24 protein-coding genes and 1 tRNA gene are annotated in these 24,004 nt (G+C 64.8%); 11 read left to right on the forward strand and 14 right to left on the reverse strand.

What is annotated here, in order from left to right; genetic code table 11:
- Positions 1 to 87 precede the first annotated feature (87 nt).
- The 3 genes from EN851_RS14220 to EN851_RS14230 are packed head-to-tail and all read right to left on the reverse strand — an operon-like array spanning position 88 to position 2,724.
- Entirely contained in the window at positions 88 to 978 is an 891-nt protein-coding gene (locus EN851_RS14220) for an HlyC/CorC family transporter (RefSeq protein ID WP_135867568.1), read from the reverse strand.
- Position 979: 1 nt separating this feature from the next.
- Positions 980 to 2,116, reverse strand: a complete 1,137-nt coding sequence (gene aroB, locus EN851_RS14225) for a 3-dehydroquinate synthase (protein WP_135929472.1) — start codon at positions 2,114 to 2,116, stop codon at positions 980 to 982.
- Positions 2,113 to 2,724 carry a shikimate kinase gene (locus EN851_RS14230; RefSeq protein WP_135929473.1) on the reverse strand — a complete coding sequence of 204 codons (612 nt, stop codon included), beginning with the start codon at positions 2,722 to 2,724 and terminating at the stop codon, positions 2,113 to 2,115. Before EN851_RS14230 ends, aroB begins: the two co-directional genes overlap by 4 nt.
- 211 nt (positions 2,725 to 2,935) lie before the next feature.
- Here EN851_RS14230 and EN851_RS14235 point away from each other — a divergent pair, with 211 nt between their 5' ends.
- From EN851_RS14235 to EN851_RS14255, 5 genes are all read left to right on the forward strand, one after another.
- Positions 2,936 to 3,088 (forward strand): hypothetical protein, encoded by a 153-nt coding sequence (locus tag EN851_RS14235; protein WP_015315495.1) that lies wholly within the window; start codon positions 2,936 to 2,938, stop codon positions 3,086 to 3,088.
- 35 nt (positions 3,089 to 3,123) lie between these two features.
- On the forward strand, positions 3,124 to 4,041 hold the full coding sequence (locus EN851_RS14240; protein WP_135914870.1) for a site-specific tyrosine recombinase XerD: 918 nt from the start codon (positions 3,124 to 3,126) through the stop codon (positions 4,039 to 4,041).
- 98 nt (positions 4,042 to 4,139) lie between these two features.
- Positions 4,140 to 5,090, forward strand: coding sequence for an acetyl-CoA carboxylase carboxyltransferase subunit alpha (locus EN851_RS14245; RefSeq protein WP_127872194.1), 951 nt, complete (start codon positions 4,140 to 4,142; stop codon positions 5,088 to 5,090).
- 237 nt (positions 5,091 to 5,327) lie between these two features.
- Positions 5,328 to 6,656, forward strand: coding sequence for a murein L,D-transpeptidase family protein (locus EN851_RS14250; protein WP_135883507.1), 1,329 nt, complete (start codon positions 5,328 to 5,330; stop codon positions 6,654 to 6,656).
- A 5-nt stretch (positions 6,657 to 6,661) separates the two neighbouring features.
- Positions 6,662 to 6,895 carry a sulfurtransferase TusA family protein gene (locus EN851_RS14255; protein ID WP_167531493.1) on the forward strand — a complete coding sequence of 78 codons (234 nt, stop codon included), beginning with the start codon at positions 6,662 to 6,664 and terminating at the stop codon, positions 6,893 to 6,895.
- Between the two features lie 9 nt (positions 6,896 to 6,904).
- Here EN851_RS14255 and EN851_RS14260 read toward each other — a convergent pair whose 3' ends face one another.
- Positions 6,905 to 8,023 carry a GTP-binding protein gene (locus EN851_RS14260; protein ID WP_127872192.1) on the reverse strand — a complete coding sequence of 373 codons (1,119 nt, stop codon included), beginning with the start codon at positions 8,021 to 8,023 and terminating at the stop codon, positions 6,905 to 6,907.
- Between the two features lie 4 nt (positions 8,024 to 8,027).
- On the reverse strand, positions 8,028 to 9,194 hold the full coding sequence (locus EN851_RS14265) for a D-alanyl-D-alanine carboxypeptidase family protein (protein WP_127279581.1): 1,167 nt from the start codon (positions 9,192 to 9,194) through the stop codon (positions 8,028 to 8,030).
- Positions 9,195 to 9,409: 215 nt separating this feature from the next.
- On the opposite strand from EN851_RS14265, the gene EN851_RS14270 reads away from it, so the two are divergent.
- Positions 9,410 to 10,573, forward strand: a complete 1,164-nt coding sequence (locus tag EN851_RS14270; protein WP_135929474.1) for a M20 aminoacylase family protein — start codon at positions 9,410 to 9,412, stop codon at positions 10,571 to 10,573.
- An 80-nt stretch (positions 10,574 to 10,653) separates the two neighbouring features.
- Positions 10,654 to 10,730 (forward strand) — tRNA-Arg (locus EN851_RS14275).
- 82 nt (positions 10,731 to 10,812) lie between these two features.
- Here the strand turns inward: EN851_RS14275 and EN851_RS14280 are convergent.
- From EN851_RS14280 to EN851_RS14315, 8 genes are all read right to left on the reverse strand, one after another.
- Positions 10,813 to 11,283 (reverse strand): hypothetical protein, encoded by a 471-nt coding sequence (locus EN851_RS14280; protein ID WP_189587324.1) that lies wholly within the window; start codon positions 11,281 to 11,283, stop codon positions 10,813 to 10,815.
- 198 nt (positions 11,284 to 11,481) lie between these two features.
- On the reverse strand, positions 11,482 to 11,835 hold the full coding sequence (locus EN851_RS14285; RefSeq protein WP_127279584.1) for a cupin domain-containing protein: 354 nt from the start codon (positions 11,833 to 11,835) through the stop codon (positions 11,482 to 11,484).
- Between the two features lie 134 nt (positions 11,836 to 11,969).
- Positions 11,970 to 12,863 (reverse strand): sugar phosphate isomerase/epimerase, encoded by an 894-nt coding sequence (locus tag EN851_RS14290; protein ID WP_135929476.1) that lies wholly within the window; start codon positions 12,861 to 12,863, stop codon positions 11,970 to 11,972.
- A gap of 71 nt (positions 12,864 to 12,934) precedes the next feature.
- Entirely contained in the window at positions 12,935 to 13,873 is a 939-nt protein-coding gene (locus EN851_RS14295) for an ABC transporter substrate-binding protein (RefSeq protein ID WP_127872188.1), read from the reverse strand.
- 79 nt (positions 13,874 to 13,952) lie between these two features.
- On the reverse strand, positions 13,953 to 14,951 hold the full coding sequence (locus tag EN851_RS14300) for a ribose ABC transporter permease (RefSeq protein ID WP_127279100.1): 999 nt from the start codon (positions 14,949 to 14,951) through the stop codon (positions 13,953 to 13,955).
- Complete coding sequence (locus EN851_RS14305) at positions 14,948 to 16,492, reverse strand: sugar ABC transporter ATP-binding protein (RefSeq protein ID WP_135929477.1); 1,545 nt, start codon at positions 16,490 to 16,492, stop codon at positions 14,948 to 14,950. Before EN851_RS14305 ends, EN851_RS14300 begins: the two co-directional genes overlap by 4 nt.
- Entirely contained in the window at positions 16,489 to 17,868 is a 1,380-nt protein-coding gene (locus tag EN851_RS14310) for a carbohydrate kinase (protein ID WP_135929478.1), read from the reverse strand. Before EN851_RS14310 ends, EN851_RS14305 begins: the two co-directional genes overlap by 4 nt.
- Positions 17,865 to 18,647 carry a DeoR/GlpR family DNA-binding transcription regulator gene (locus tag EN851_RS14315; protein ID WP_127279097.1) on the reverse strand — a complete coding sequence of 261 codons (783 nt, stop codon included), beginning with the start codon at positions 18,645 to 18,647 and terminating at the stop codon, positions 17,865 to 17,867. Before EN851_RS14315 ends, EN851_RS14310 begins: the two co-directional genes overlap by 4 nt.
- A gap of 180 nt (positions 18,648 to 18,827) precedes the next feature.
- Here EN851_RS14315 and EN851_RS14320 point away from each other — a divergent pair, with 180 nt between their 5' ends.
- The 3 genes from EN851_RS14320 to EN851_RS14330 are packed head-to-tail and all read left to right on the forward strand — an operon-like array spanning position 18,828 to position 21,996.
- Positions 18,828 to 19,868 (forward strand): class II aldolase/adducin family protein, encoded by a 1,041-nt coding sequence (locus tag EN851_RS14320; RefSeq protein WP_135929479.1) that lies wholly within the window; start codon positions 18,828 to 18,830, stop codon positions 19,866 to 19,868.
- A gap of 11 nt (positions 19,869 to 19,879) precedes the next feature.
- Positions 19,880 to 21,154, forward strand: coding sequence for an FGGY-family carbohydrate kinase (locus tag EN851_RS14325; RefSeq protein WP_135929480.1), 1,275 nt, complete (start codon positions 19,880 to 19,882; stop codon positions 21,152 to 21,154).
- Entirely contained in the window at positions 21,151 to 21,996 is an 846-nt protein-coding gene (locus EN851_RS14330; RefSeq protein WP_127872185.1) for a TIGR01459 family HAD-type hydrolase, read from the forward strand. Before EN851_RS14325 ends, EN851_RS14330 begins: the two co-directional genes overlap by 4 nt.
- On the opposite strand, the gene EN851_RS14335 is transcribed toward EN851_RS14330, so the two are convergent.
- The gene (locus tag EN851_RS14335) at positions 21,983 to 23,023 is read right to left on the reverse strand and encodes a sugar-binding transcriptional regulator (protein ID WP_245511776.1); all 1,041 of its coding nucleotides are present in this window, start codon (positions 23,021 to 23,023) and stop codon (positions 21,983 to 21,985) included. The two genes, EN851_RS14330 and EN851_RS14335, sit on opposite strands and share 14 nt — an antisense overlap.
- A gap of 155 nt (positions 23,024 to 23,178) precedes the next feature.
- Here EN851_RS14335 and EN851_RS14340 point away from each other — a divergent pair, with 155 nt between their 5' ends.
- Positions 23,179 to 23,979, forward strand: a complete 801-nt coding sequence (locus EN851_RS14340; protein ID WP_127872184.1) for a hypothetical protein — start codon at positions 23,179 to 23,181, stop codon at positions 23,977 to 23,979.
- Positions 23,980 to 24,004 lie beyond the last annotated feature (25 nt).

Below are 24,004 nucleotides of genomic sequence, written 5' to 3' on the forward strand. Positions count from 1 at the left end.
TGTTGCACCGATGCCGTGGCTCAGGCCCGGCGCATATCGATCAAAAAGTGCGCAGCGGCCTTGGGGCAACTAGCATAAAGACAGGCTTCAGGCGTCGCCGGCCGGCCGGATCCTGACCCTGGCAATGCGGTTCTTGTCGCGCTTCATCACGACGAAGCGCTTGCCGTGGAACGTAAAAGCCTGCTTCTCCTCGGGGATCGATTGCGCCTCGTGGATGACGAGGCCGGCAATGGTGGTCGCCTCCTCGTCGGGCAGGTTCCAGTCGAGCGCCCGGTTGAGGTCGCGGATCGGCACCGTGCCATCGACCACGATGGAGCCGTCTGCCTCCTGCTTGACGCCCTGGATGTCGACATCGTGCTCGTCAGCGATCTCGCCGACGATCTCCTCGATGATGTCCTCCAGCGTCACCAGCCCCTCGACCTCGCCATATTCGTCGACGACGACGGCGAAATGCGCCTTGCGGCGCAGGAAGGCGTTGAGCTGTTCCTGCAAGGTCGTGGTGTCGGGCACGAACCAGGGTTTTGAGGCGATCTTCATCACGTCGATTTGCGAGAAATCGTTGCCGACTTCGTTCAGCGCGCGCAGCAGATCCTTGGCGTGCAGCACGCCGACGATGTTGTCGAGCGAGCCTTTCCAGAGCGGCATGCGGGTGTGCGGGCTCTGCAGGATCTCGCGCACCACTGCCTCCGGCGCATTGTCGGCGTTGACCGAGCGCATATTCGTGCGGTGGACCATGACGTCGGAAACTTCGAGCTCTTCGAGGTCGAACAGGCCGCCGATGCGGTCGCGGTCCTCGCGCACCACCTGCCCGTCACGGCGGAAATCGTCGACCGCGCCGCGCAATTCGTCCTGGCTCGAGCGCTGCGGCTCGATGCGCGACAGTTCATAGCCGAACATGGCGAGGAGACGCTTGCGCACGGCAACGACCAGCAGGACGATGATGGCAAGGACGGCGACGACGGTCCAGCCATTGTCCATCTCAGCCGGCTTTCCGGCTGGCTGGATGGCTTTCCCTGAGGAACGACAGCACTTCCGAGGCTGGTACATCCTTGGCGATGAAGGCCTGGCCGATGCCGCGCGTCAGAATGAAGGTCAGCGCGCCGCGCGACACCTTCTTGTCCTGCGTGATGAATGAAAGCAGGGTATCCGCATCGGGCAAATCGCCCGGGATATCGGCCATCCGCCACGGCAGCCCGATGGCACGCAGATGCGCCTCGACGCGGGCCGCATCGTCGGGGCTGGCGAGATTGAGCCTCGACGAGAACCGGTGCGCCAGCGCCATGCCGATGGCGACCCCCTCGCCATGGACAAGCCGAGCGCCGTCATACTGCGTGGCGGCTTCGAGCGCGTGTCCGAAGGTGTGGCCGAGATTGAGCAGGGCGCGGTCGCCCGTTTCGAACTCGTCGCGGGCAACGACGTCGGCCTTGGCGCGGCAGGCCTCGGCAATGGCCTCGGCCCGCTCCGGTCCGCCGGCGAACACCTTTTCCCAGTTCGCTTCCAGCCAGGCGAAGAATTCCGGCCGGTCGATCAGCCCGTATTTGGCGAGCTCGGCATAGCCGGCGCGAAATTCCCGGATCGGCAGCGTGTCGAGCACTTCGGTGTCGGCCAGCACCAGCCTGGGCTGGAGGAAGACGCCGACGAGGTTCTTGCCGCGCGGGCTGTTGATGCCGGTCTTGCCGCCGACCGAGGAATCGACCTGCGCCAGCAGCGAGGTCGGAACCTGGACGAAATTCATGCCGCGCCGCACGATGCCTGCGGCAAAACCGGTGAGATCGCCGATGACGCCGCCGCCAAGCGCGATGACGACGTCGCCGCGCTCCAGCCTGGCGGCCAGGACGCCATCGACCACTTCTTCGAGATGGGCAAAGCTCTTGGTCTTCTCGCCGGGCGGCATCGTGATGACGGTGGGCTGGATGCCACCCTTCTCGAGCCCGGCCTTCAGCGTATCGAGATGCGCCGCGGCGACGTTCTCGTCGGTTACGACGGCGGCGCGTGTGCCCGGCAGCCGGCGCGAAATCTCAGCACCGGCGCGCGACAGCAGGCCGGCGCCGATCAATATGTCGTAGGCCCGGTCACCGAGACCGACTTCGACGATGACAGGCTGATCCGCGCTCATGATTCGACCTCGCCCGTCGCTTCCATCGTATCGATGCCGAAATGCCGGCAAAGCGCCTCAAGCACCTCGGCGGCGATGATCTCCTTGCGGTCGTCGCGGGTCGGCACGGTGACGTCGGAAGTGGCATAGACCGGATAGCGTTCCCCGATCAGCCGCTCCAGCACGGCGCGGGGATCGGCGCTTTTCAAAAGCGGCCGGTTCTGCTTCTTGGAAACGCGGTCCATCAGAAGGTCGAGCTCGGCCTTCAGCCACACCGAGACCCCGTGCGCGGCGATGGCCTCGCGCGTCTGCGCATTCATGAAGGCGCCGCCGCCGGTCGACAGAACCTGCGGACCGTTTTCAAGCACGCGCAGGATGACACGCTGCTCCAGGGCCCTGAACTCGGTTTCGCCATAGCGCTCGAACAGCTCCGGAACGGTCATCCGCGACACGCTCTCGATCTCCTGGTCGCTGTCGATGAAGGGCAGCGAAAGCATCGTCGACACCTTGCGGCCGATCGCCGTCTTGCCGGCGCCCATCAGGCCGACAAAGACAATGGACCGGCCGCCCAGCCGGCCAAGCAGCGCGGCATGGGTCTCGCCTGGAGGATTTGCCTGTAGCGCGTTCATCAGCTGTTTCTTGGGCCCTCTTTGCCGGCGTATCGACATGAAAAGCCGGTTTGCGTCAAGCGTGCCGAGCGCCGTGGGCTCGATATGGACGGAGGGACGCTCGCATCAGAAGTTGCTAACACGCCCCCGCTTCCTCCTTGAATTGGCCGGATTGGCGTCCCATAAGGGCACAGGGTTTGGAAACGCAGAACAAAAAGACGGGCGAGAATTGATGCCGACACTGTTTCGCTTTGTCGTGACCCTCGCGATTCTGGCCGGCATTGCCTATGGTACGATGTTCGCGCTGGTGATGTTCGTCGAGCCGAAAAAAGCGGAAATGAGCGTGCGTATTCCGCCGGAAAAGCTCAATCCCAAGAAAAACTGAACCACACCGTAACTGTCTCGGAACGCCTCAAGGAAATGAACAGCGCCGCCCGTATCGAGGCCTTCCTGGAAATGATGAGCGCCGAGCGGGGAGCGGCCGAGAACACGCTTTCCTCCTATCGCCGCGATCTGGAGGATGCCTCGCAAGAAATCGATGGCGGGCTTGCCGGTGCGGCTACCGCAGATATCCGCGCCTATCTCGACGATATTGCCGCGCGCGGCTTCGCGCCGACGTCGCAGGCGCGCAAACTGTCGGCGATCCGCCAGTTCTTCAAGTTCCTCTATGCCGAAGGCCTGCGTGCCGACGACCCGACCGGCACGCTGGACAGCCCTAAGAAGGGCCGTCCACTGCCCAAGACGATGAGTGAGGCCGAAACCGGCCGGCTGATCGACCGCGCCGCGCACGAAGCCGGCGATGCCGGGCTCGGTCATGCCGACAGGTTGGCGGCCTTGCGCCTGCATGCGCTGGTCGAAGTGCTCTACGCCACGGGTCTGCGCGTTTCCGAACTGGTCGGCCTGCCGGTGACGGTGGCGCAGCGCGACGACCGTTTCTTCATGGTGCGCGGCAAGGGCGACAAGGAACGCATGGTGCCGCTGTCGGCCAAGGCGCGCTCGGCGATGCGGAGCTGGCTTGACGTCCGGGCCAAGGTGCCTGCTTTCGGCGACAGCCCGTTCCTGTTTCCGGCGGCATCCGATAGCGGCTATCTCTCGCGCCAGGTCTTTGCCCGCGACCTGAAAGGGCTGGCGGCGCGCGCCGGCATTGCCTCGGCGAAAATATCGCCGCATGTGCTGCGCCATGCTTTCGCCAGCCATCTCTTGCAGAACGGCGCCGATCTCAGGGCCGTGCAGCAACTGCTTGGCCACGCCGACATATCGACGACACAGATTTACACCCACGTGCTTGAGGAGCGGCTGGTGCGGCTGGTCAACGATCATCATCCGCTTGCCGACTAGGCCTCATATCGCTATGTGAGGACGACATTTCACCGCCCGGAGCCTTGGTTTCAACGGTTCCGCAGTCCTTGCCTTCCGACGCATCGGTCCGCTCAAGCATGTACAATTACCTCGATTTCGAAAAGCCGGTGCAGGATCTTGAGCTCAAGATCCTCGAGCTCAAGAAGCTTGCCGAGAACGGCGAGGCGGTCGATGTCGCCGACGAGATCACCAGGCTCGAGAAGCGCTCGCGCGACGCGCTGCGCGAACTCTACAAGGCGCTGACGCCATGGCAGAAGGTGCAGGTGGCGCGCCACTCCGACCGGCCGCACTGCGTCGACTACATCAAGGGCCTGTTCAGCGACTTCACGCCGCTCGCCGGCGACCGCAATTTCGGCGAGGACCAGGCGATCGTCGGCGGTTTTGCCCGTTTCCGCGGCGAACCTGTCGCCATCCTCGGCCAGGAAAAGGGCTCGGACACGGCGAGCCGGCTGAAGCACAATTTCGGCTCGGTGCGTCCTGAAGGGTATCGCAAGGCGGTGCGGCTGATGGAACTTGCCGACCGCTTCAAGATTCCACTGCTGACGCTGGTCGACACGGCCGGCGCCTATCCCGGCGTCGGCGCCGAGGAGCGCGGCCAGGCCGAAGCCATCGCCCGCTCGACCTCGGCCTGCCTTGGCCTGAAAGTGCCGTCGATCTCGGTCGTCATCGGCGAAGGCGGTTCGGGCGGCGCCATCGCGATCGCCACCGCCAACCGCGTCTACATGCTCGAACACGCCATCTATTCGGTGATTTCGCCCGAGGGTGCCGCCTCCATCCTGTGGCGCGACACGACGCGCTCCAAGGACGCGGCGACCAACATGAAGATCACCGCGCAGGATCTTCTCGAACTGAAGATCATCGACGCCATCATCCCCGAGCCGATGGGCGGCGCCCAGCGCGCGCCCGAAACGGTGATAGCCGCGACCGGCGACCTCATCGCCAAGACGATGAAGGAATTCGCCGGCGCCAACACCGATTTCCGTGAACAGCGCCGCGAGAAATACCTGGCGATGGGCCGCAGCCTCTGACCGTCCGACGGCACAATGGGACCATCGAAGCCCCGTGCCCACGGCAATGTGGCGGCAATGAGCGCTTTCGCCACAAAAATGCCGCCGGATTCGGTTCAATGAAATTGCCGTGAGGGGTTTGTCGAAGCTTGCGGTAAGGAATTTTCAAGGTTAACGGGCTTACGGTCCGTCGGTGTTCAGCATACGGGTCCAGCCGCTTTGAGGCCATGGACCGAGGAAAAAGACATAGCCGTATCCATGTTTGCCAAGTTTGCCCGCACCGGAGTCCTCATTGCCTCGATAGTCGTTGCCGGCTGCAATGATTCGTCGATGAAGGATTTTGCCCCGGAAGCCAACAAGCCGCTGCCCGACAAGATCCTGGCCGACATGAAGGCCAAGGGCATGATCCGCACCTCCTCGGTGATGGCCCGTATCTTCAAGGAAGAAGGCAAGCTCGAAATCTGGAAGGCCAAGACCAATGGCCGCTACGACATGGTGGCGAGCTACGATATCTGCAAATGGTCGGGCAAGCTCGGGCCGAAATACACCGAGGGCGACCGCCAGGCGCCGGAAGGTTTCTATACGGTTCGGCCATCGCAGATGAACCCGCGCTCGAACTACCATCTGTCCTTCAACATCGGCTTCCCCAACGCCTATGACCGCGCCAATGGCCGCACCGGCCAGAACCTGATGGTGCATGGCGCCTGCTCGTCGTCGGGCTGCTATTCGATGACCGACGCACAGATCGAGCAGATCTATGCCTTCGGCCGCGACGCCTTTCAGGGTGGCCAGACCGAGTTCCAGATCCAGGCTTTTCCGTTCCGCATGACCGCGGCCAACATGGCGCGCTACCGCAACGATCCGAACTATGAGTTCTGGAAGATGCTGAAGGTCGGCTACGACAATTTCGAAGTCACCAAGGTGCCGCCGAAGGTCGACGTCTGCGAGAAGCGCTACGTCTTCAACCAGGTTGCCGCCGACGGCCAGACCTTCGATCCGACCGGCGCCTGCCCGGCGACCACGCAGCCGGATTCCTTGAAGAGCGCCTACAACGCCTATCAGAGCACTTACGATGCAGCGTTCAACGGCGCGCTCAAGGCTAGCGTGCCGCCGCCGAAGCCAACCATTGCCGGCATCAAGGAAGCCAGCATCGTCTCCGACTGGTCGAAGCGCCGGGCGCGCGGCGAACGCGTGCCGATCGACCCGCCATCGCTCAACACCGACGGTTCGGTGACCGAGACGGCGCGCATGGGCCGCATCGATTCGCCCGCCGGCCGCAAGATGGCGGCGCTCGACGCGGAAAAAGCGGCCAAGAAGAAGGCCGAGGAGCAGAGGCTGGCAGCTATTGAGGCCGCCAAACAGGCCAAGGAAGCCGCCAAGGCGCAGGCGTTGGCAGAAAAGGAAGCCGCCAAGGCGCAAGCCGTGGCTGCAAAGGAAGCGGCCAAGGCCGCCAAGGAAGCTCCCGTCGCCACTGCGACCATTGCTGCTCCGACGGAAGCCCAGCCGGCCGAAACGCAGGCCGCCAGCGCGGACGAGAGCCGGGTGACGAAGCTGAAGAACAAGCTGCTCGGCATGTTCGGCGGCTGATCGCCGTGGCCAGCGACACCGTCTATGATCTGAAGGGGCTGAATTGCCCTCTGCCCGTTCTGAAGGCGAAGAAGCGGCTGGCCGGCATGCAGCCGGGCAGCCGGCTCTGGCTGGAAACCACCGACCCGCTGGCCGTCATCGACATCCCCGCCTTCTGCTCGGATGCCGGCCACCAGCTGATCGAAACAGCGTCGGTTTCAGGCGGCCATCGCTTTCTGGTTGAGCGCGGCGAGCAATAATCGAAAGATTTACAGTCCGGCGATCGCCAACGGGTTGTTTTCCAGCGCCGCGCGGTCGGGCGTATCGACCGACGGCCGGTTGGTGAAGGCGGCGAACAGCCGGCGCACATAGTCTTCCGGCATGTCGAGCGTGATCAGCACCAGCCGCGTGCCGCGCTGGCTGTCCGGCCAGGACGGCAACCGCACCGGCGGATGCAGGATCTTCTGCACGCCATGCACGACCAAGGGCCGCGACGAATCCTCCTGCAATTCGATGACGCCCTTCATGCGCAGCAGGTGATCGCCATGCGTGGAACGCAGGAGATCGAGAAACATCTCGATGGCTGAAAACGGCACCGGGCCGTCATGCACCAGCGAATGGGTTTTTACGCGCTGATCGTGGCGATGGGCATGGGCATGGGCATGGGCATGCTTGTGATCATCATGGCCATGATGGTCAACATGGTCGTGATGCGCAGCCTCTTCACCAAGCCAGCGCCGCACGTCGGCGGACTTGGTGGCAGGATTGTAGAGGCCGCAGTCGAACAGCGCCGCCACGCCGGTCTTCGTCTCCCCGACATCGAGCAGTTGAGCTCCGGGATTGATCTGGCGCAAGCGCGCCCGCAGCGTTTCGAGATCGCCGGGATCAGCGACCAGATCGGCCTTGGAGAGCACGATACGGTCGGCCACCGCAACCTGCTTGACCGCCTCGACATGCGCATCGAGTGTCGCCCCACCGTTGACCGCATCGACCAGGGTGATGACGCCGTCGAGCCGAAAAGCCTGGACCAGCGCCGGATGGGCCATGATCGACTGCAGCACCGGCGCCGGGTCGGCCAGTCCCGTGGTCTCGACGATGACGCGGGCAAGCCGGGCAATACGGCCGGTCTGCAGCCGGTCGACCAGGTCGGCCAGCGTGTCGACAAGTTCGCCGCGCACCGTGCAGCACAGGCAGCCGTCGGAAAGCTGGATGATGCCGTCGGAGGCCTGCTCGACCAGCAGGTGGTCGATCGCCACCTCGCCATACTCGTTGATGATGACTGCGGTGTCGGCCAAGGCCGGATCCTTCAGGAGCCGGTTGAGCAATGTCGTCTTGCCGGCGCCGAGAAAGCCGGTCAGCACCGAGACGGGTATCGGGAAACCGCTCATCGGGTTAATTCGCGGCTTTGGTCGGCTGGTCGCCTTGCGCGGCGGCACCCACGACTTTCGGACCCGTGCCGGCCGGTACGGGTTTGTCGGGCCGCCAAGGCGGAATCGGCACGTCGGCATATTCCTGCGCGCCCTCGTCGAGGATCGCTTTCGGCGCCGGACCGGTGGCGCCGCCGAGGCCGACGGCAACCAGTGTCGGCACATGGTCGAGCTTCTCCCGATAGGGCGATTTCGGCACGTCCTTGGCGGCGACGGCTGGCGGCGCCTCGGACTGCTCCGCCTTCGTCTTCTTCTTGCAGACCTCGTCATGCATGTCGTTGGGCGAGATCAGATCGCCGTAGGGCGCCAGCGTGGTGACGGTGGTCGACCCGGCGGCAGGCGCGTCAAAGCCTTGATCGAGCAGTTTGGCCGCGGTTTCGGCACGGCTGATCGCCGACTTCTCGCCAAGCACCACCGCCACCAGCGTACGCCCGTTGCGGGTCGCCGAACCGATCATGTTGAAGCCGGACGGGCAGACAAAGCCGGTCTTCATGCCGTCGGCGCCGGGATAGCGGCCGATCAGGAGATTGTAGTTGGAAATGGCCTTCTTGCCGACCGCGAGCCCCTCGATCGAGAACCACGGCGCATATTGCGGAAACTCGCGGCGGATCGCCATCACCAGGATCGAGAGATCGCGCGCCGTCGTATACTGGTCGGGCGAGTAAAGCCCGTTCGGGTTGACGAAATGGGTGCCGTTCATGCCGAGCCGGGCCGCCTCGGCGTTCATCCTTTCGGCAAAGGCTGCCTGCGAGCCGCCGACATTCTCGCCGACCGCCATGGCGATGTCATTGGCCGATTTGACCAGCATCATCTTCAGCGCATTGTCGAGCCGCATCACCGAGCCGGGCTTGAAACCCATCTTGCTCGGCGGTTCGCCGGCGGAATGTTTGGTCACCTTGATCGGCGAATCGAGCTGGACTTCCCCGGCCGCGATCGCCCTGAAGGTCACATAGGCGGTCATCAGCTTGCTGAGCGAGGCTGGATACCAGCGCTTGAACGCATCCTGATGCTGCAGGATCTGGCCGCTCTTGAGGTCGAAGACCACCACCGGATTGGCCAGCGCCGGCCCAGCCAGGACCGACAGCATGATTGCGCCAGCCGGGAATAGTTTGAGGAAATGCCTGTGCCGCATGATCGAATCCGAAATCGCCTCTTGCCCTGATTGCCCCTGGCTCCGTAAGATTTCGTTACGTGACCGCCAGCATAAGGATCCGACCCTCAAAAACCGGACCGCATTATTGCGGTGCTATTTACCCTATGTGACGCCAACATGGCAAAGCGCCTGACAATCACAATTCCAAAACATCGGGCTGAAGCCGGTTGCACCAACAACGAAATGGGACCATCATGCCAATCCTGAACCGCGCCGCCGAAATGCAGGACGAAGTCGCCGGATGGCGACAGCATCTGCACCAGACGCCAGAACTGAACTTCGATGTCTTCAAGACGGCGGCCTTCGTCACCGAAAAGCTGAAAGAGTTTGGCTGCGACGATGTGGTGACCGGCCTCGGCAAGACGGGCGTCGTCGGCGTCATCCGCGGCCGTCAGGGGGAAGGCCCCACAATCGGGTTGCGCGCCGACATGGACGCCCTGCCGCTCAAGGAGATCACGGGCAAGCCCTACGCGTCGACCGTTCCGGGCAAGATGCATGCCTGCGGCCATGACGGCCACACCGCGATGCTGCTCGGTGCGGCGAAATATCTCGCCGAGACGCGCAATTTCACGGGCTCCGTGGCGGTCATCTTCCAGCCGGCGGAAGAAGGCGGTGGCGGCGGCAACGAGATGGTCAAGGACGGCATGATGGAGCGCTTCGATATCGCCAAAGTGTTCGGCATGCACAATATGCCCGGCCTGCCGGTCGGCCAGTTCGCCATCCGTCCAGGCCCGATCATGGCGGCGACCGCCGAATTCACCATCACCGTGAAAGGCCGGGGCGGCCATGCGGCGATGCCGCACGGCACGATCGACCCGATCGTCATCACCAGCCAGCTGGTCGGCGCCTTGCAGACGATCGCCTCGCGCAGCACCGATCCAGTCGAGGCCGTGGTGGTGTCGGTGACCAAGTTCCACGCGGGCGACGCCTACAACATCATCCCGGAATCGGCCGAGATCGCCGGCACGGTGCGCACGCTGAAGAAGGAGGTGGCCAAGAAATCGGAAGAGCGTATCCGCGCGATCTGCGCGGGGCTGGCCACCGCCTATGGCGCGACGATCGAGGTCGACTACGACGCGAATTACCCGGTGACGTTCAACCATGCGGATGAGACGGTGTTCGCCAGCGACGTGGCCGCCGACGTGGCCGGCGATGCCCAGGTGCACCGCGCGATCCAGCCGGTGATGGGCGGCGAGGACTTCTCCTATATGCTGGAAGCCCGGCCCGGAGCCTTCATCTTCATCGGCAATGGCGAGACCGCCGGTCTCCACAACCCGGCCTATGACTTCAACGACGAAGCCATCCCGCACGGCATGAGCTATTGGGTGAAACTGGCGGAGACGGCGCTAGCCGCCTGATGGAGGTAAAGCGCCGGCCGAATTGCGTTCGGCCGGCCTCTTGGCGAAACGGTCCGAAGCGTCTATGTGTCTGGCCGCGTGGTCCCGTAGCTCAGTAGGATAGAGCGGCAGATTCCTAATCTGTAGGTCACAGGTTCGATTCCTGTCGGGATCACCAACGAAATCAGAGGGTTGGAATTGATTTTCGCGGTGACCACGTCGCACCGTGTTGCAAACAAGCCCCATTATTGTCAACGACTTCAACCAGTTGCGGCAGGTCCGGGCGACAAGAACGCTTCCTGGGACGGTTCCATCGGCTGGCACAGCGCATAGGCCTTCCCCAGCGCTGCTTCGGCATCCCTGTGCGTTTGCCGTTTCATGATCGCCTCGGCCTTGCCGATGACGCAGTCGAAGTAAGTGTCATCGTCATCGGCAAGGGTCGTCTGGGTCATCGCCGCGCTGGCCAGCACGGCGATCGCAACGAGCGTAAGCAGGTGGGCCGGCACCCGAACCTCGGGCTGGTGTGCATCCTTGTTTGCCGCTGTCCTTTCCGAGATTGCCGGCCGATAGACCTCCCTGACGATCAGCATGAAGTAACCGGCCTGCAGCAGGATTGCACTGGCGGCCGCCCATGCAAGGCCGACCCATGGCGAACCCGTCCTGAAATAGGCCGCGAGCGCGACGGACGCCGACGTTGCGGTCATTCCGATGAGAAACTGACGAAAATGCATCGTTGCCAACCGTTGGATGGGGACGGCCTTGTGGCCGCCTCGCCATAGCAGCAAATGCCGTGCCAGACGTGCTGGCCCATTACGATGCATCCGGTCATTGAACGAGGGAACAACCCGTCGAAACCAATGCCGCAAACGAAAATCCCGCCATGGCGAACCATGGCGGGATTTTTCATGCGCGAATGCGATCAGGCCGGCTCAGCCGACCCGGACGACGAAATGCTTGGTCACCGGCTCGATGATCTTCCAGGTGCCCTTGAAATCGGCTTCCACTACGAAGGCGTCGCCGGGGCCCACTTCGATCGGCGTGCCCCCGTCGGGCGTGATGATGATACGGCCGGCGATCATGTGCACGAACTCATAATCGGTGTAGGTCGCATGATAGGTGCCGGGCGACGCCCGCCATGTGCCCGATATCACCTTGCCATCCGCGGTCGTGTGCTGGACGGCGGTCTGCATGGTCGGCTGGCCCTCGACCGCGATCCAGCCAGGCAGATCGCCGGCTTCCGCGTGCTCGACCGCGCCGAATTTGAGAATGGTCTTGTTCGTCATGCCGGGCTCCGTTTGCTTCGTATGTTCGAGGTCGGATAGCCGATGCACATGACGGGAGCAATGCCGTGCCATGCGAAACAGGCGCGGCCGCGCATCCAGGCATGCCTTCCGCTGTCCGCGTCGACCTTGAGTTGCTACGGTTTGTGTGGCGCGGAGACGAGTTCAGCCTTGCGTTGCGCCGTCTCCAGCCCGAGGCCGATGAAGGCGCGCGCGTGTTTGGCGAGCGCCATATTGTCGGTCCACAGATTGCGCCAGATTGCGGTCTTCTTCGACAGGTTCTCGTCGACGATCTCCGAGGAGAAGGATTCGAAGCTGAGATCGTCGGCGTAGCCGATTGCGGTCAGCGCATCGAAAATCGCCGCGAAGTCGATATTGCCGGTGCCGAGGAAGCCACGATGGCTTTCGCCGATATGGACATAGCCGATCTTGGCTGCCGCGTGACGGATGGCGAGCCCGAGATCGGCCTCCTCGATGTTCATATGGAAGGTATCGAGATGCAGGAAGATGTTGTCCGACCCGGTGTCCTTGATGAACGCCAGGCCCTGCGCGGCGGTGTTGAGCAGATTGCTTTCGAAGCGGTTGACGATTTCCAGGTTGAGCGTGACGCCGGCCGCCTTCGCCGTCTCGGCAACCTTGGCCAGCGCCGCGGCGCTGCGGTTCCATTGATCGCGTGTCGGCGCCTCGACCTGCAGGCCATGGGCGGTCGACAGAATGCCGGCGACCTTGCTGCCGCCAAGGTCGCGCGTCAACGCGACGGTCTGGTTGAGGATCTCGACGCCGCGCGCGGCGATCGCCTTGTCGGCGCTCGATATGTCGCCATCACCAGGCAACCCGATGCTGATCGCCACGCCGAGGCCGAGATCGGCGATGCGTTTGGCAAGGCCGCCAATATCGACATCGGCGGGGTCGAGATAGGAGAATTCTATCAGGTCGAAACCGGCCTCCTTGGTATTGGCCAGCGTGCGTTCGAGTTCGTGCTGCGCCGAGCCTGCCGACCAGACGAAAGAATGGATTCCGATGCGCGACATGATCGTCTCCGGCATTGAGGTGGGAGAATGGGTGCGGCCGGATCGCGCCGGCCGCACCAGCCTTGGGAGGCTTAGCGGGCCGCGGTCCAGCCCTTGTAGTCCTTTAGGTTCTCGGCCGTGATCAGCTTCGGGTCGAGCAGCACGGTGGCCTCCGCCGGCTTCTTGCCGGCCAGCAGGTCGGCCGCCATGGTCAGCGACTGGCCGGCCATCACATAGGGATCCTGCGAGGCCGAAGCCTTGATCATCGATTTGCCGGAAGAAAGTTCCTTCTCGATGTCCGGCGCGCCGTCGACCGCGGTGAAGATGAACTCCGAACGATTGAGCTGCTTGGCGGCGAGCTCGGCGCCGATCGCCGTCGGATCGTTGATGGCGAACACCGCGTCGATCTTGTCGAAACGGGTCAGCAGCGACTGGAACACTTTCAGGCCGCCGTCGCGCGAACCTTCGGCGTTCTGGTCGTCGGACAGGATCTTGATGTCGGGATGCTGGGCAAGCACGTTCTTGCAGCCCTTCACACGTTCCAGGATCGACGACGACGCCGGTCCATTGAGGATGACGTAGTCGCCCTTGCCGCCCGTGTGGTCTACCAGGTACTGGCAGGCTTCCTCGCCGGCCTTGACGTTGTTGGTCATCACGGTGACATCGGCGCCCGGCGCCGAAACGTCGAAGGCGGCGACGATGATGCCGGCGGCCTGCGCCTTCTTCACAGCCGGTGCGATCGCCTTGGCATCGACCGCGTTGAGCATGATCACGTCGACGCCGGCGGCGATGAAGGAATCGACCTGCGAGACCTGCTTGTTGAGGTCGTAGTCGGCCGAGACCGATGTTACCTCGACCTTCGGATTGATCTTCTTGGCCGCATCCTCGATGCCCTTGATGGTGGCGACGAAGAACGGGTTGCCGAGCAGGCCGACCGAGATGCCGACCTTGTTGAGGTCCTTGGCCGATGCCGGCGCGATGGCGACGGCCGCGAAAGCGGCGCCGCAGAGCAGTCTGGTGATGATCTTCATTACGCTTACTTCCTCCGATGCACCGCGCCTCTCACGGTGCGTTGCACGAGCCGGTCGTTGATGCCGGCGACCAGGTCACTCACGTTCTTGCCCCTGCCTGGAGCCGGTAGCGGTCGAGGGCGACCGCCACGATGATGACCAATCCCTTGATGATGTACTGCCAGATGTCCGAGACACCGGCCAAGATGAGCCCGTTGGAGAGCACCGCGATGATCAGGCCGCCGATCAGCGTGCCCCAGATCGAGCCGACGCCGCCGACGAAACTGGTGCCGCCGAGGATGACGGCGGCGATGGCGTCGAGTTCATAGCTTTGTCCGAGTTGCAGGCCGTTGGCGGCGTAGAGCCGGGCCGCCGACATGGCGCCGCCAAGGCCGGCGAGCAGACCGGAAACGCCATAGACGAAGAGCAGCACCAGCGGCACCTTGATGCCGGTCAGCCGCGCAGCCTCGGCATTGCCGCCGACGGCGTAGATCCAGGTGCCGAGCACGGTGCGTTTCAGCACCAGCCAGGACAGCACCACCACCGACAGCGCGATGATGACCAGCCAGGGGATGCCGAGCACCGAACCGTTGCCGATGAAGTCGAACGGCAGGTCGGAGTTGAACACCGTCGTGTCCTGCCCGAGCAGGCGGGCAACGCCGCGCACGGCGGTCAGCGAACCGAGCGTCACGATGAACGGCGGCAGCCTGATATAGGCGACCAGCAACCCGTTGATGAGCCCGAAGCCAAGGCCGACCAGGATGGCCGCCGGCACGCCGAGCAGGCCCCAGTCCGGCACCAGCGACACCAGCACCGCCACCATCGCGGAGGCGGCAAGGATGGAGCCGACCGACAGGTCGATGCCGCCGGTCAGGATGACGAAGGTCATGCCGGCGGCAAGCACGATGTTGATCGACGATTGCTGCGTGACGATCAGCAGGTTGGTGCCGGTCAGAAAGCGCGGATTGATGAACTGGAAGCCAGCGGCCAGCAGCACCAGCACCGGCAGCATGCCAAGGGCCGCAAGCGCGGTGCGCAGCCGCCGGCTCCTGACCGCCGCTTGATCCACACTCTTCGTCCCGGTCGTCCTGTCTGTCATCGCTGAGACGCTCCCGTCGCAAGTTCCATGATCGCTTCCTGACGAAGCGGCTTGCCTTCCGATGCCGTCACCTCGCCAGCGATCGCGCCATCGCGCATCACCAGCACGCGGTCGGCGACGCCGATCACCTCGGGCAATTCGCTGGAGATCATCAGGATGGCGATGCCCTTGTTGGCGAGGTTGTCGATCAGCCGGTAGATTTCCGACTTGGCGCCGACATCGACGCCGCGGGTCGGCTCGTCGAGGATGACCACCTTCGGCTCGGTCTCCAGCAGGCGCGCGAGCAGCACCTTCTGCTGGTTGCCGCCCGACAGCGAGCCGGCGTTGGCCTGTGCCGAGCCGGTGCGGATGGAGAGGTCCGCAATGGCCTTCGCCGCTCTCCTGTCGGCGGCGGCGAAATCGCGAAATCCGCCGGCTCGTGCGTCCTTGGCCAGCACGCCCATGCTGATGTTGTCCGAAATCGACATGTCGAGGAACAGGCCGAGTTCCTTGCGGTCTTCGGTGAGGTAGGCGATGCCGGCGTCGAGCGCCTCGCGCGGCGAACCGATGGTCACGGCCTTGCCGTCGAGTTCCATCGTGCCGGCGCTGCGCTTGTCGGCGCCGAAGATCAGCCTGGCAAGCTCGGTGCGGCCCGAGCCGACGAGGCCGGCCAGTGCCAGCACCTCGCCGTGGTGGAGGTCGAACGAACAGTTCTTCAGCAAGTGCGCGTCGGACATGCCGCGCACCGAGAGCGCCACGGCGCGTTTCTCGTCCGGCGGGCGATGATCCTTCTTGTAGAAGGCGGAGAGATCGCGGCCGACCATCATCGACACCAGGCGCGAGGCGTTGAGGTCGGCGCGCTCCAGCGTACCGACATAGCCGCTGTCGCGCAGCACGCTGACGCGGTCGGCGAGTTGGTAGACCTCTTCCATGCGATGGCTGATGTAGATGATGGCGATGCCTTGCGCCTTCAGCGTCGCGATCACCTCGAACAGCCGGTCGGTCTCGCGCGAGGTCAGCGACGTGGTCGGCTCGTCCATGACGATGATGCGCGCATTGGTCGACAGCGCCCGGGCGATCTCGACCAGCTGGCGCTCGCCGAGCGACAGGCTGGAAACCAGGGCACGCGCCGAGAAGGAGACGCCGAGCCGGTCGACGATCTCGGCGGCGCGCCGGTTGCACTGGTCCCGGTCGACGACGCCGAAGCGCCGCGGCTCGTTGCCGAGGAAGATGTTCTGCGCCACCGTCAGGTTCGGCGCCAGCGACAGCTCCTGGTAGATCACCGCGATGCCGGCCGCGCGAGCCTTGATCGGATCGCCGGTCGCGGCGGGCGCGCCATCGATCAGGATCTCGCCGCCGGGGTCCGGCCGATAGGCGCCCGACAGCACCTTCATCAGCGTCGACTTGCCGGCGCCGTTCTCGCCCATCAGCGCGTGCAATTCGCCGGCGTGGACGCTGAGCGAGACGTCCTGCAGGGCGCGGATCGCGCCGAAGGTCTTCGAGATGTGGCGCATCTCCAGCACCGGCTGGCGTGTCGTCTGCATTTGGACTGCCGCGCTCATCGCGCACCACCCGCTGCCTTGGCGGCGGCACCGTGCCCGGCAAAGCGGTCGCGCCAGGCCTCGCGATAGCCGGCAAGACCGCCGAATTGCGTCGCCCGCACCGGCTCCGGCGGCTCGGCGGCGAAGTCGCGTCCCAGGCTCTCGAAGGCGAGCGCCGCGGCACCGGTGGCGCTGCCTTCCAACGAGGCGCCTTGCAGGAAGGTCTGGCCCGGACGCAGCTGCGCCAGCAGCCCGGCAAGCAGGCCGCCAGTGTTCAGCCCGCCATCGACGATCACCGTGTTTTCGGAATGGATGAGATCGAGGCAAAGGTCGACCATCAGCGCAACGTAGAGCAACGCCACCGCCGCGCGTTGCGCGGCGCTGGGCGTACCGCCGATGATTTCGCCGCTACGGTCTGATATCGGTCCACCCGGCGCGAAACTCGGCAGTGCCATGAGACCGGCGTCGAGCGCCTGCTGTATCGAGCCTAGCGGGATCGCGCCTTGCCAGCCGCCGCTGATGACGGCGAACTCGCGCCCGCCCATGAATCGTATTGTCGGCACCGGGCCACCGTCGACGTCGACATTGACCAGCATGTCGCGCTCGCTGTCGAGTGCCTCGAGCGGACAGTCCGGATTGAGCACGACGACCCAGGTGCCGGTCGAGACGACGGTCAGCGGTCCAAGCCCTTGCCGGCGATAGGCGTACAGCGCCGCATTGGAGTCGTGGACGCCATTGTGGATGGCGATCGATCGCTCGGTATTGCCGAAGCGTCGCTCGCCGATGACGGCGCCGGCACGTTCGAAAGCCGGCATCTGGCCGCGCCAGCCCTCGGCGTCGACCAGCGAGGAGTAATCACGTTCACGCGGTGCCCATAAATGCGAATGGCAGCCGAGATAGGAGACTTCCGAGACCGGCCTGCCGCCGAGGCGCCAGCTCCAGTACTGGGGATAGCCCAGAATCGATGTCGCGTTCGAAAACGCATCGGGATCGACCTGCTGCAGCCACAGCATGTGGCGGCCATAGTTGAAGCCGAGCGGCAGGCGCGGTGAGAAGGTTTCGGCGAAATCCGGGATGCGGTGGTCGATCCGCACCGCGATTTCGGCCGGCGGCTCCTGCTCGTAGTCGAGGATCGGATGGGTCAGCGCCTTGCCGTCGACAAGGGCGAAGGTGCAACCATGACCCGACACCATCACCCCTTCCACACCATTGTTTTCGACCGCGTCGGTGACGGCGCCGAACGCCCAGTCATGGAGTGCTGCCTCGTCGAGTACGCTGAAGCCGCCTTGTTGCACCCATTTCGGCTGCGTCCGCCGTTCGTCGAGAATGCGCCCGTCCTGGCCGAAGACGAACAGCTTCGAGTTGGTCTTGCCGAAGTCGAGCACCGCCACGTTCACGCGAGGGCTCCCGAGGTCGAAGCGATCCGCACCATGACGCCGGCGTCCTCCAGCATGCGCGCGTCGGCATCGGAGAGCCCGTCATCGGTCACCAGCGTGCCGATGCGCGACAGCGGCAGCGCGACATTGCGCGCGTGAATCGACAGTTTGCGGCTGTCGGCCAGCACCACGATCTGATCGGCGCAGAGGCTGAGATCGACGATGGAGCGCACCAGCAGCGGATGCGATTCCAGCAGCCCTTCCTGGTTGAGGCCTTGCGTCCCGAGAAAGAATTTCGAGGCATAGAAGGGCGTCGCCTGGGTCGGTGAATGGATGATGCCGGGCTCGCGGTGCAGGTCACCGCCGGCGACGGTCAGGCTGCAATGGCCATGGTCGCTGAGATAGGCCGCGAGCGGCATCGAATTGGTGTAGAGCCGGATGTTGCGGTCGGCGAGCTTGACGCCGAGATGGAAACAGGTCGAGCCGCCATGGACGATGACCGCATCGCCATCGCGCACCATGGTCGCGGCGGCGGCTGCGATCTGCCGCTTGGCCTCGACGGCAAGGTCACGGTTCTCGTCATAGGGCCGGGCATAGGCGACGCCCGCATGCGAAGCCCCGTCGAGTGCAGAAATGCCGCCATAGACCTTGCGGGCTTCACCGGCCTCGTCGATCCGGTCGATATCGCGCCGGACCGTCGCCGCCGAGACCCCGAGCCGCTCCTGCAGCTCGCGCACGGAGGCGAACGGGCGGTCCCGCAGCAGTTCGACGATCTGACGCTGGCGGCCGAAGTCGCTCAACCCTTCCTCCCTGACGCCATCTCCCACGGCAATTGGTGCAACTTAATCAACACTAGCCGGATTGCAAGCTTGTTTTGATGATAGTAGATCACTGTTGACGCAGATCGCTCATATCTGCGATATCAGCGCCAGCAGCAACCCGGTGACGGGATCGCATGCAAACGTTGGAGGAAAGGCGCCGTGGCAACCCAAGCTGATGCACAGGAACTGGCCGCCTTGCGGGCGCTTTCGGCCAGCATCGGGCTGAACCCGCACATGACGCAGGCGGCGGGCGGCAACACCTCGCTGAAGGCCGGCGACACGCTGTGGATCAAGGCCTCGGGCACCTGGCTGAAGGATGCGCTCAGCGCCGACATCATGGTGCCGGTGGCGATGGCACCGCTGCTCGAGGCCGTCGAACAGCGCGATCCAACCGCCGACAGGCCACAGGCCTTCGCCATCGAAGACCTCAATCCGCGTGGCCTGCGCCCGTCGATCGAGACCACCGTGCATGCCTTGATGCCGCAACGCGTGGTGCTGCATGTCCATTGCGTCGACACGATTTCGCTTGCCGTGCAAGCAGATGGCGAGGCCGAGGTGGCCAGGCGACTGGATGGCATCGAATGGGCCTGGGTGCCCTATTTCCGGCCGGGTCTGCCGCTCGCCCGCGGCATTGCCGCGAAATTGCGGCCCGGGGTCGACGTGCTGATCCTTGGCAATCACGGGCTGGTGGTTGCTGCCGAAACCGTCGCCGAGGCGGAGGCTTTGCTGCACCGCGTCCGGTCGCTGCTGGCGCGGCCGGTGCGCGCCACCGCCCCGCCTGATATCGCCGCCTTGACGGCGCTCGCCGGCGACTACCGATTGCCGGCGGATGTCGAAGCGCATGCGGTCGCGCTCGATTCGGAAAGCCTGGATATGGCCGAGGGCGGCAGCCTTTATCCGGACCACGTCATCTTTCTAGGCCAGGGCTCGGTCGTTGCGAGGCCGGGCGAGAACGTGGCCGGCGTCACCGCGCGGCTCGGCGCGGCACCCGTGGCGATCCTGTTTCCCGGCGCCGGCGTGCTGATGCGCGGCGACGCCGGCGCCGGTGCCGACGCCATGCAGCGTTGCCTTGCCGACGTGACCGCGCGCGTCGATGGCAAGGCGCGGCTGAACTATCTCACCGCCGCCGAGAATGACGAACTGGTCAACTGGGACGCCGAGCAGTATCGCCAGAAGCTCAATGCGGCCGGCACGGCCTAGCGAGGGACGACATGACGCCACTTGTCGTCGGCATCGACATCGGCACTTCCGGCGCCCGCGCCGTCGCCATGCGTCAGGATTTTTCCATTGCCGGCCAGTCCGCTGTCCGGCTCGACAAATTCGGCCAGAACCCACGCGACCCCTCGGCATGGTGGCAGGCGGTCCAGGCGGCGCTGACGGAACTGCTTTCGGGCGTCGACCGCGCCGCGATCCGCGCCATCGCCATCGACGGCACATCGGGCACCCTGCTGCCGGTCGACGCTGATGGGCGGCCTCTGGCCGAGCCGCTGATGTACAACGACAAGGTCGATGACGGCGACATCCTGGCCGCGATCGCCCGCGCGGCGCCGGAAGCGAGCGCCGCCCACGGGGCGACTTCAGGCCTGGCCAAGGCGCTCCGGTACCAGCATCTGCCCGGCATAGCGGCCGTGCTGCACCAGGCCGACTGGATCGCCGGCAACCTGTCCGGGTGCTTCGACGTCAGCGACGAGAACAATGCGCTCAAGACCGGTTACGACGTCGAGGCGCGCCGCTGGCCGGATTGGATCGCGGCCACCGGCATGCGCATGGATTTGCTGCCTGATGTCATCGAGCCGGGCGACGTCACGGGCACCCTCACCGCGGCCGCCGCCGCGCTTTTCGGCCTGCCGCGCGATGTGGTCGTGGTTGCCGGCACCACGGACGGCTGTGCCTCGTTCCTGGCGACAGGCGCCACGGCGGCCGGCGACGGTGTCACGGCGCTGGGGTCCTCGCTGACCATCAAGATCCTGTCCGACCGGCCGATCTCGGCGCCGCGCTTTGGCATCTACAGCCATCGTCTTGGCGACACCTGGCTGGCAGGCGGCGCCTCGAACTCCGGCGGCAAGGTGCTGGCGCAGCATTTTCCGCTCGCGCGGATCATCAAACTCAGCGCGATGATCGACCCCACGACCGAGACCGGCCTCGACTACTATCCGCTTGGGACGGCTGGCGAGCGGTTCCCGATCGCCGATCCGGCCTTGCCGCCGCGTCTCACCCCACGGCCTGCTGACGATGCCGATTACCTCAAGGCGATGTTCGAGGGCATGGCGGCGATCGAAGCGCTTGGTTACGGCAGGCTGGCCGAACTCGGCGCGCCGGCCCTGACCTCCATTCGCAGCGTCGGCGGCGGCGCCGCCAATCCGGTATGGAGCGCGATCCGGCAGCGCAAGCTCGGCGTCGCGTTCCTGCCGGCATTGTCGGACGAGGCCGCCGCCGGTACGGCCCGGCTGGCGCTGAAAGGCGCCAGCGAGGCAGGGCTCCTATGAAAAAGGTCGAACGTCTCGACGGCATCGGGAAGCTGGCGCAACGCTACCAGGTCTTCCTGCTCGACCAGTTCGGCGTGCTGCATGACGGCCAAGCTCCGTATCCCGGTGCGGTGGAGGCATTGTCCACGCTGAAGCGCGCCGGCAAGACCGTGGTGCTGATCTCCAATTCCGGCAAGCGCGCCCGGCCCAACGAGGATCGCCTGCTGAAGCTCGGCTTCGAGGTCGGCAGCTGGGACCATTTTGTGTCTTCCGGCGAGGTAGCGTGGCGACGTTTCCATGACATGGCGGCGGCAGGAGTGTTGCGGTCCGGCACGAAATGCCTGTTGATCAGCCGCGACGGCGACCGCAGCGCGATCGACGGCCTGCCCTTCGCGCTGACAGAGGCCGGCGAGGACGCCGAACTGGTGCTGATCTCGGCCAGTGAGGGGGACCGCCACGACCTCGACCACTATCGCCGGCTGCTGGGCCCGGCAGCGGCGCGGCAAGTGCCGTGCTTCTGTACCAATCCCGATAGGATCATGCTGACGGCGGTCGGACCGCGCTTCGGCGCCGGCGAGATCGCCGATCTCTACGAGAACCTGGGCGGCGGCGTCACCCGCATCGGCAAGCCCTATCCGGCGATCTTCGATGCCGCACTTGCACTGGCAGGCGAGCCGGACCGCCACAGCGTGGTCTGCGTCGGCGACAGCGTCGAACACGATATTGCAGGCGGCAATGGTGTCGGCATCGCCACCGCGTTGGTATTGGGTGGGATCCTGGCCGGCGCGCCTGACCTCGCCGCTGTTTTCGGCGAGCACAAGGCCTGGCCGGACTACATCACGGGATCGTTCAGCTTTCGCTGACCGCATCCAGCATGCGCCTTGCGCTTTCCTCGTCGGTGATCAGGATTGTCGGCGCAATCAGATTCATGGCGCCGAGCAGCGCGTCGGTCTTCTCCGCGCCGCCGGAGGTCAGAATGCGGATCGGCGCCTTGCGCAGCCGGTCGACATCCACCGACATCACATGGTTGTTGACGGGATGGTCGACCAGATCGCCATTGCGGTCGTAGAAATGGAACAGAAGGTCGCCGACGGCGCCGCGCGCCAGCAGCGCCTCGCGGTCCGCTTCCCTGAGGAAGCCGCCGCGCGAGAAGGTGGTGGCCGAAGCGATGCCGCCGACACTCAGCAGAACGGCATCGAGCGCGTCGGCCATCTCAAAAACCTCCTGCAGGCCGCAGCGCTCGACCAGCGCGATCTTGGTCTCGACGCTGTCGACGACGGCCGGCGTCGGCATCAGATAGCCATCGCCCTGGAAAATCTGGGCGAAGCGCCACGCGAACTCGGCCGGGTTGACCCGGCGCGCGACGCCGACGCCACCAAGCAGCGAAATCACCTTGAAATCGGTCAGCGATTTGGCGCTGATGAACGGCAAGGTGTGGAACAGCGTATTGCCCCAGCCGACGCCGACCTGCATGCCGGATTTCATCGCGTCGGACAGGAACATGCCGGTCTTGGCGGCGATCGCCGGGATCGGATCGGCATTGGCCGCGGTCAACGGCGCCACCAGCGCCTGCTGCAGCCCGAAGGTCCTTTCGAGCGCGCGCTCCAGCCGCACGATCTCCAGAAGCTCGCTCTCGATGGTGATCTTGACCTCGTTGCGCGACCGCGCCTCCGCCAGCATGCGCACGATGGTGACGCGGCCGACGCCAAGCACATCGGCGATCTCGTTCTGCGTCATCTGCTCGACGAAATACATCCAGGCGGCGCGGATCCTGAGGCGGTCCGTTCGGCTCTCGCTGATGACCGGCTCGGTCGCTTCGGCTCCTGCCCGCCTTTCGGTGGCCCCCCTTTCCTCGACCCCCTTTTCCTCGATTTGTCGTCCCCTGGCCAAATCATCCCTCCCCCGCGGCGGCGGACGCGCGCCGTCGCCGATTCTGCGTGCTGGTCTAGTATCGCCTATTGATCTACCAATCGATAGGAACAATGTAGAGTCGGTGGCCGCCCTACTGCAGCTGGCCCCGCACGGCACATTCGAGGCAAACCGCGATGCTCCGACAAATCTCCGAAGACGTCCGCGTCAACCTCAAGGACCGGCTGCGGGAAGTCCGCGACATCATCCGCCAGAGCCGTCATGACGGCAGCGGCGACGCCAGCGCCCTGCGCGAAGCCACCAGCCATCTTCCGCCGTTTCCGGGCAAAGGCATCGAAGGCCTGCTCAGCCATGCCGCGAGCGCCGTCGACGAAGCGCTGTCGATCGCCGAATCCTTCGTCCCGCATGAACGCCCGATAAGCGTCGATGGAACGACCGTCAAAGGTCTCGGCACCTATTTTCCGGCCGGGGACGAAGACCAGCAATTGAACGCCGAGCGCCTGTTCCGGCGCGACATGTACTATCTGAGCAAGGCCGTGCTTGCCGGGCTGAAGATCGAGAATGCCCGTATCCATGAAGCCGGTTTTGCCGCCGTCCACGCGGCCATGCGCAAGCGCCATGGCGATCTGTTGGCCGCGCTGGCCGCGCCGGGTGCCGGACTGCAGGCAATCGCGGCCACCTGCGCGGCGCTTTTGATCGAATTGCTCAACCAGCGCCCGGTCCGCTTTGGCGAAGCCGCGCCGGAATCGAATGCTGCTGGCGGCCGGGCGCTCGATATAAGCTGCCTGGCGCCGGTCGTCCTGGCTTGCGGCCTGGCGACAACCGGCCGCGACGGCGCGCCGGAGCCAGACATGCTGGAGATCGCGATGCTGGCCGCCGATATACGTCATGAGCGCATTGTCCAGGCCTGCGCCAAGGCGAGCCCGGTCGATGAACTGACACCTGTCTTCGCCACCTTGCTTGCGCACTTGCCGTAAGCTCCAGCAGCAGCGGTCGCAGGAA

This window comes from Mesorhizobium sp. M8A.F.Ca.ET.208.01.1.1 (assembly GCF_004791315.1).
GTDB lineage: Bacteria > Pseudomonadota > Alphaproteobacteria > Rhizobiales > Rhizobiaceae > Mesorhizobium.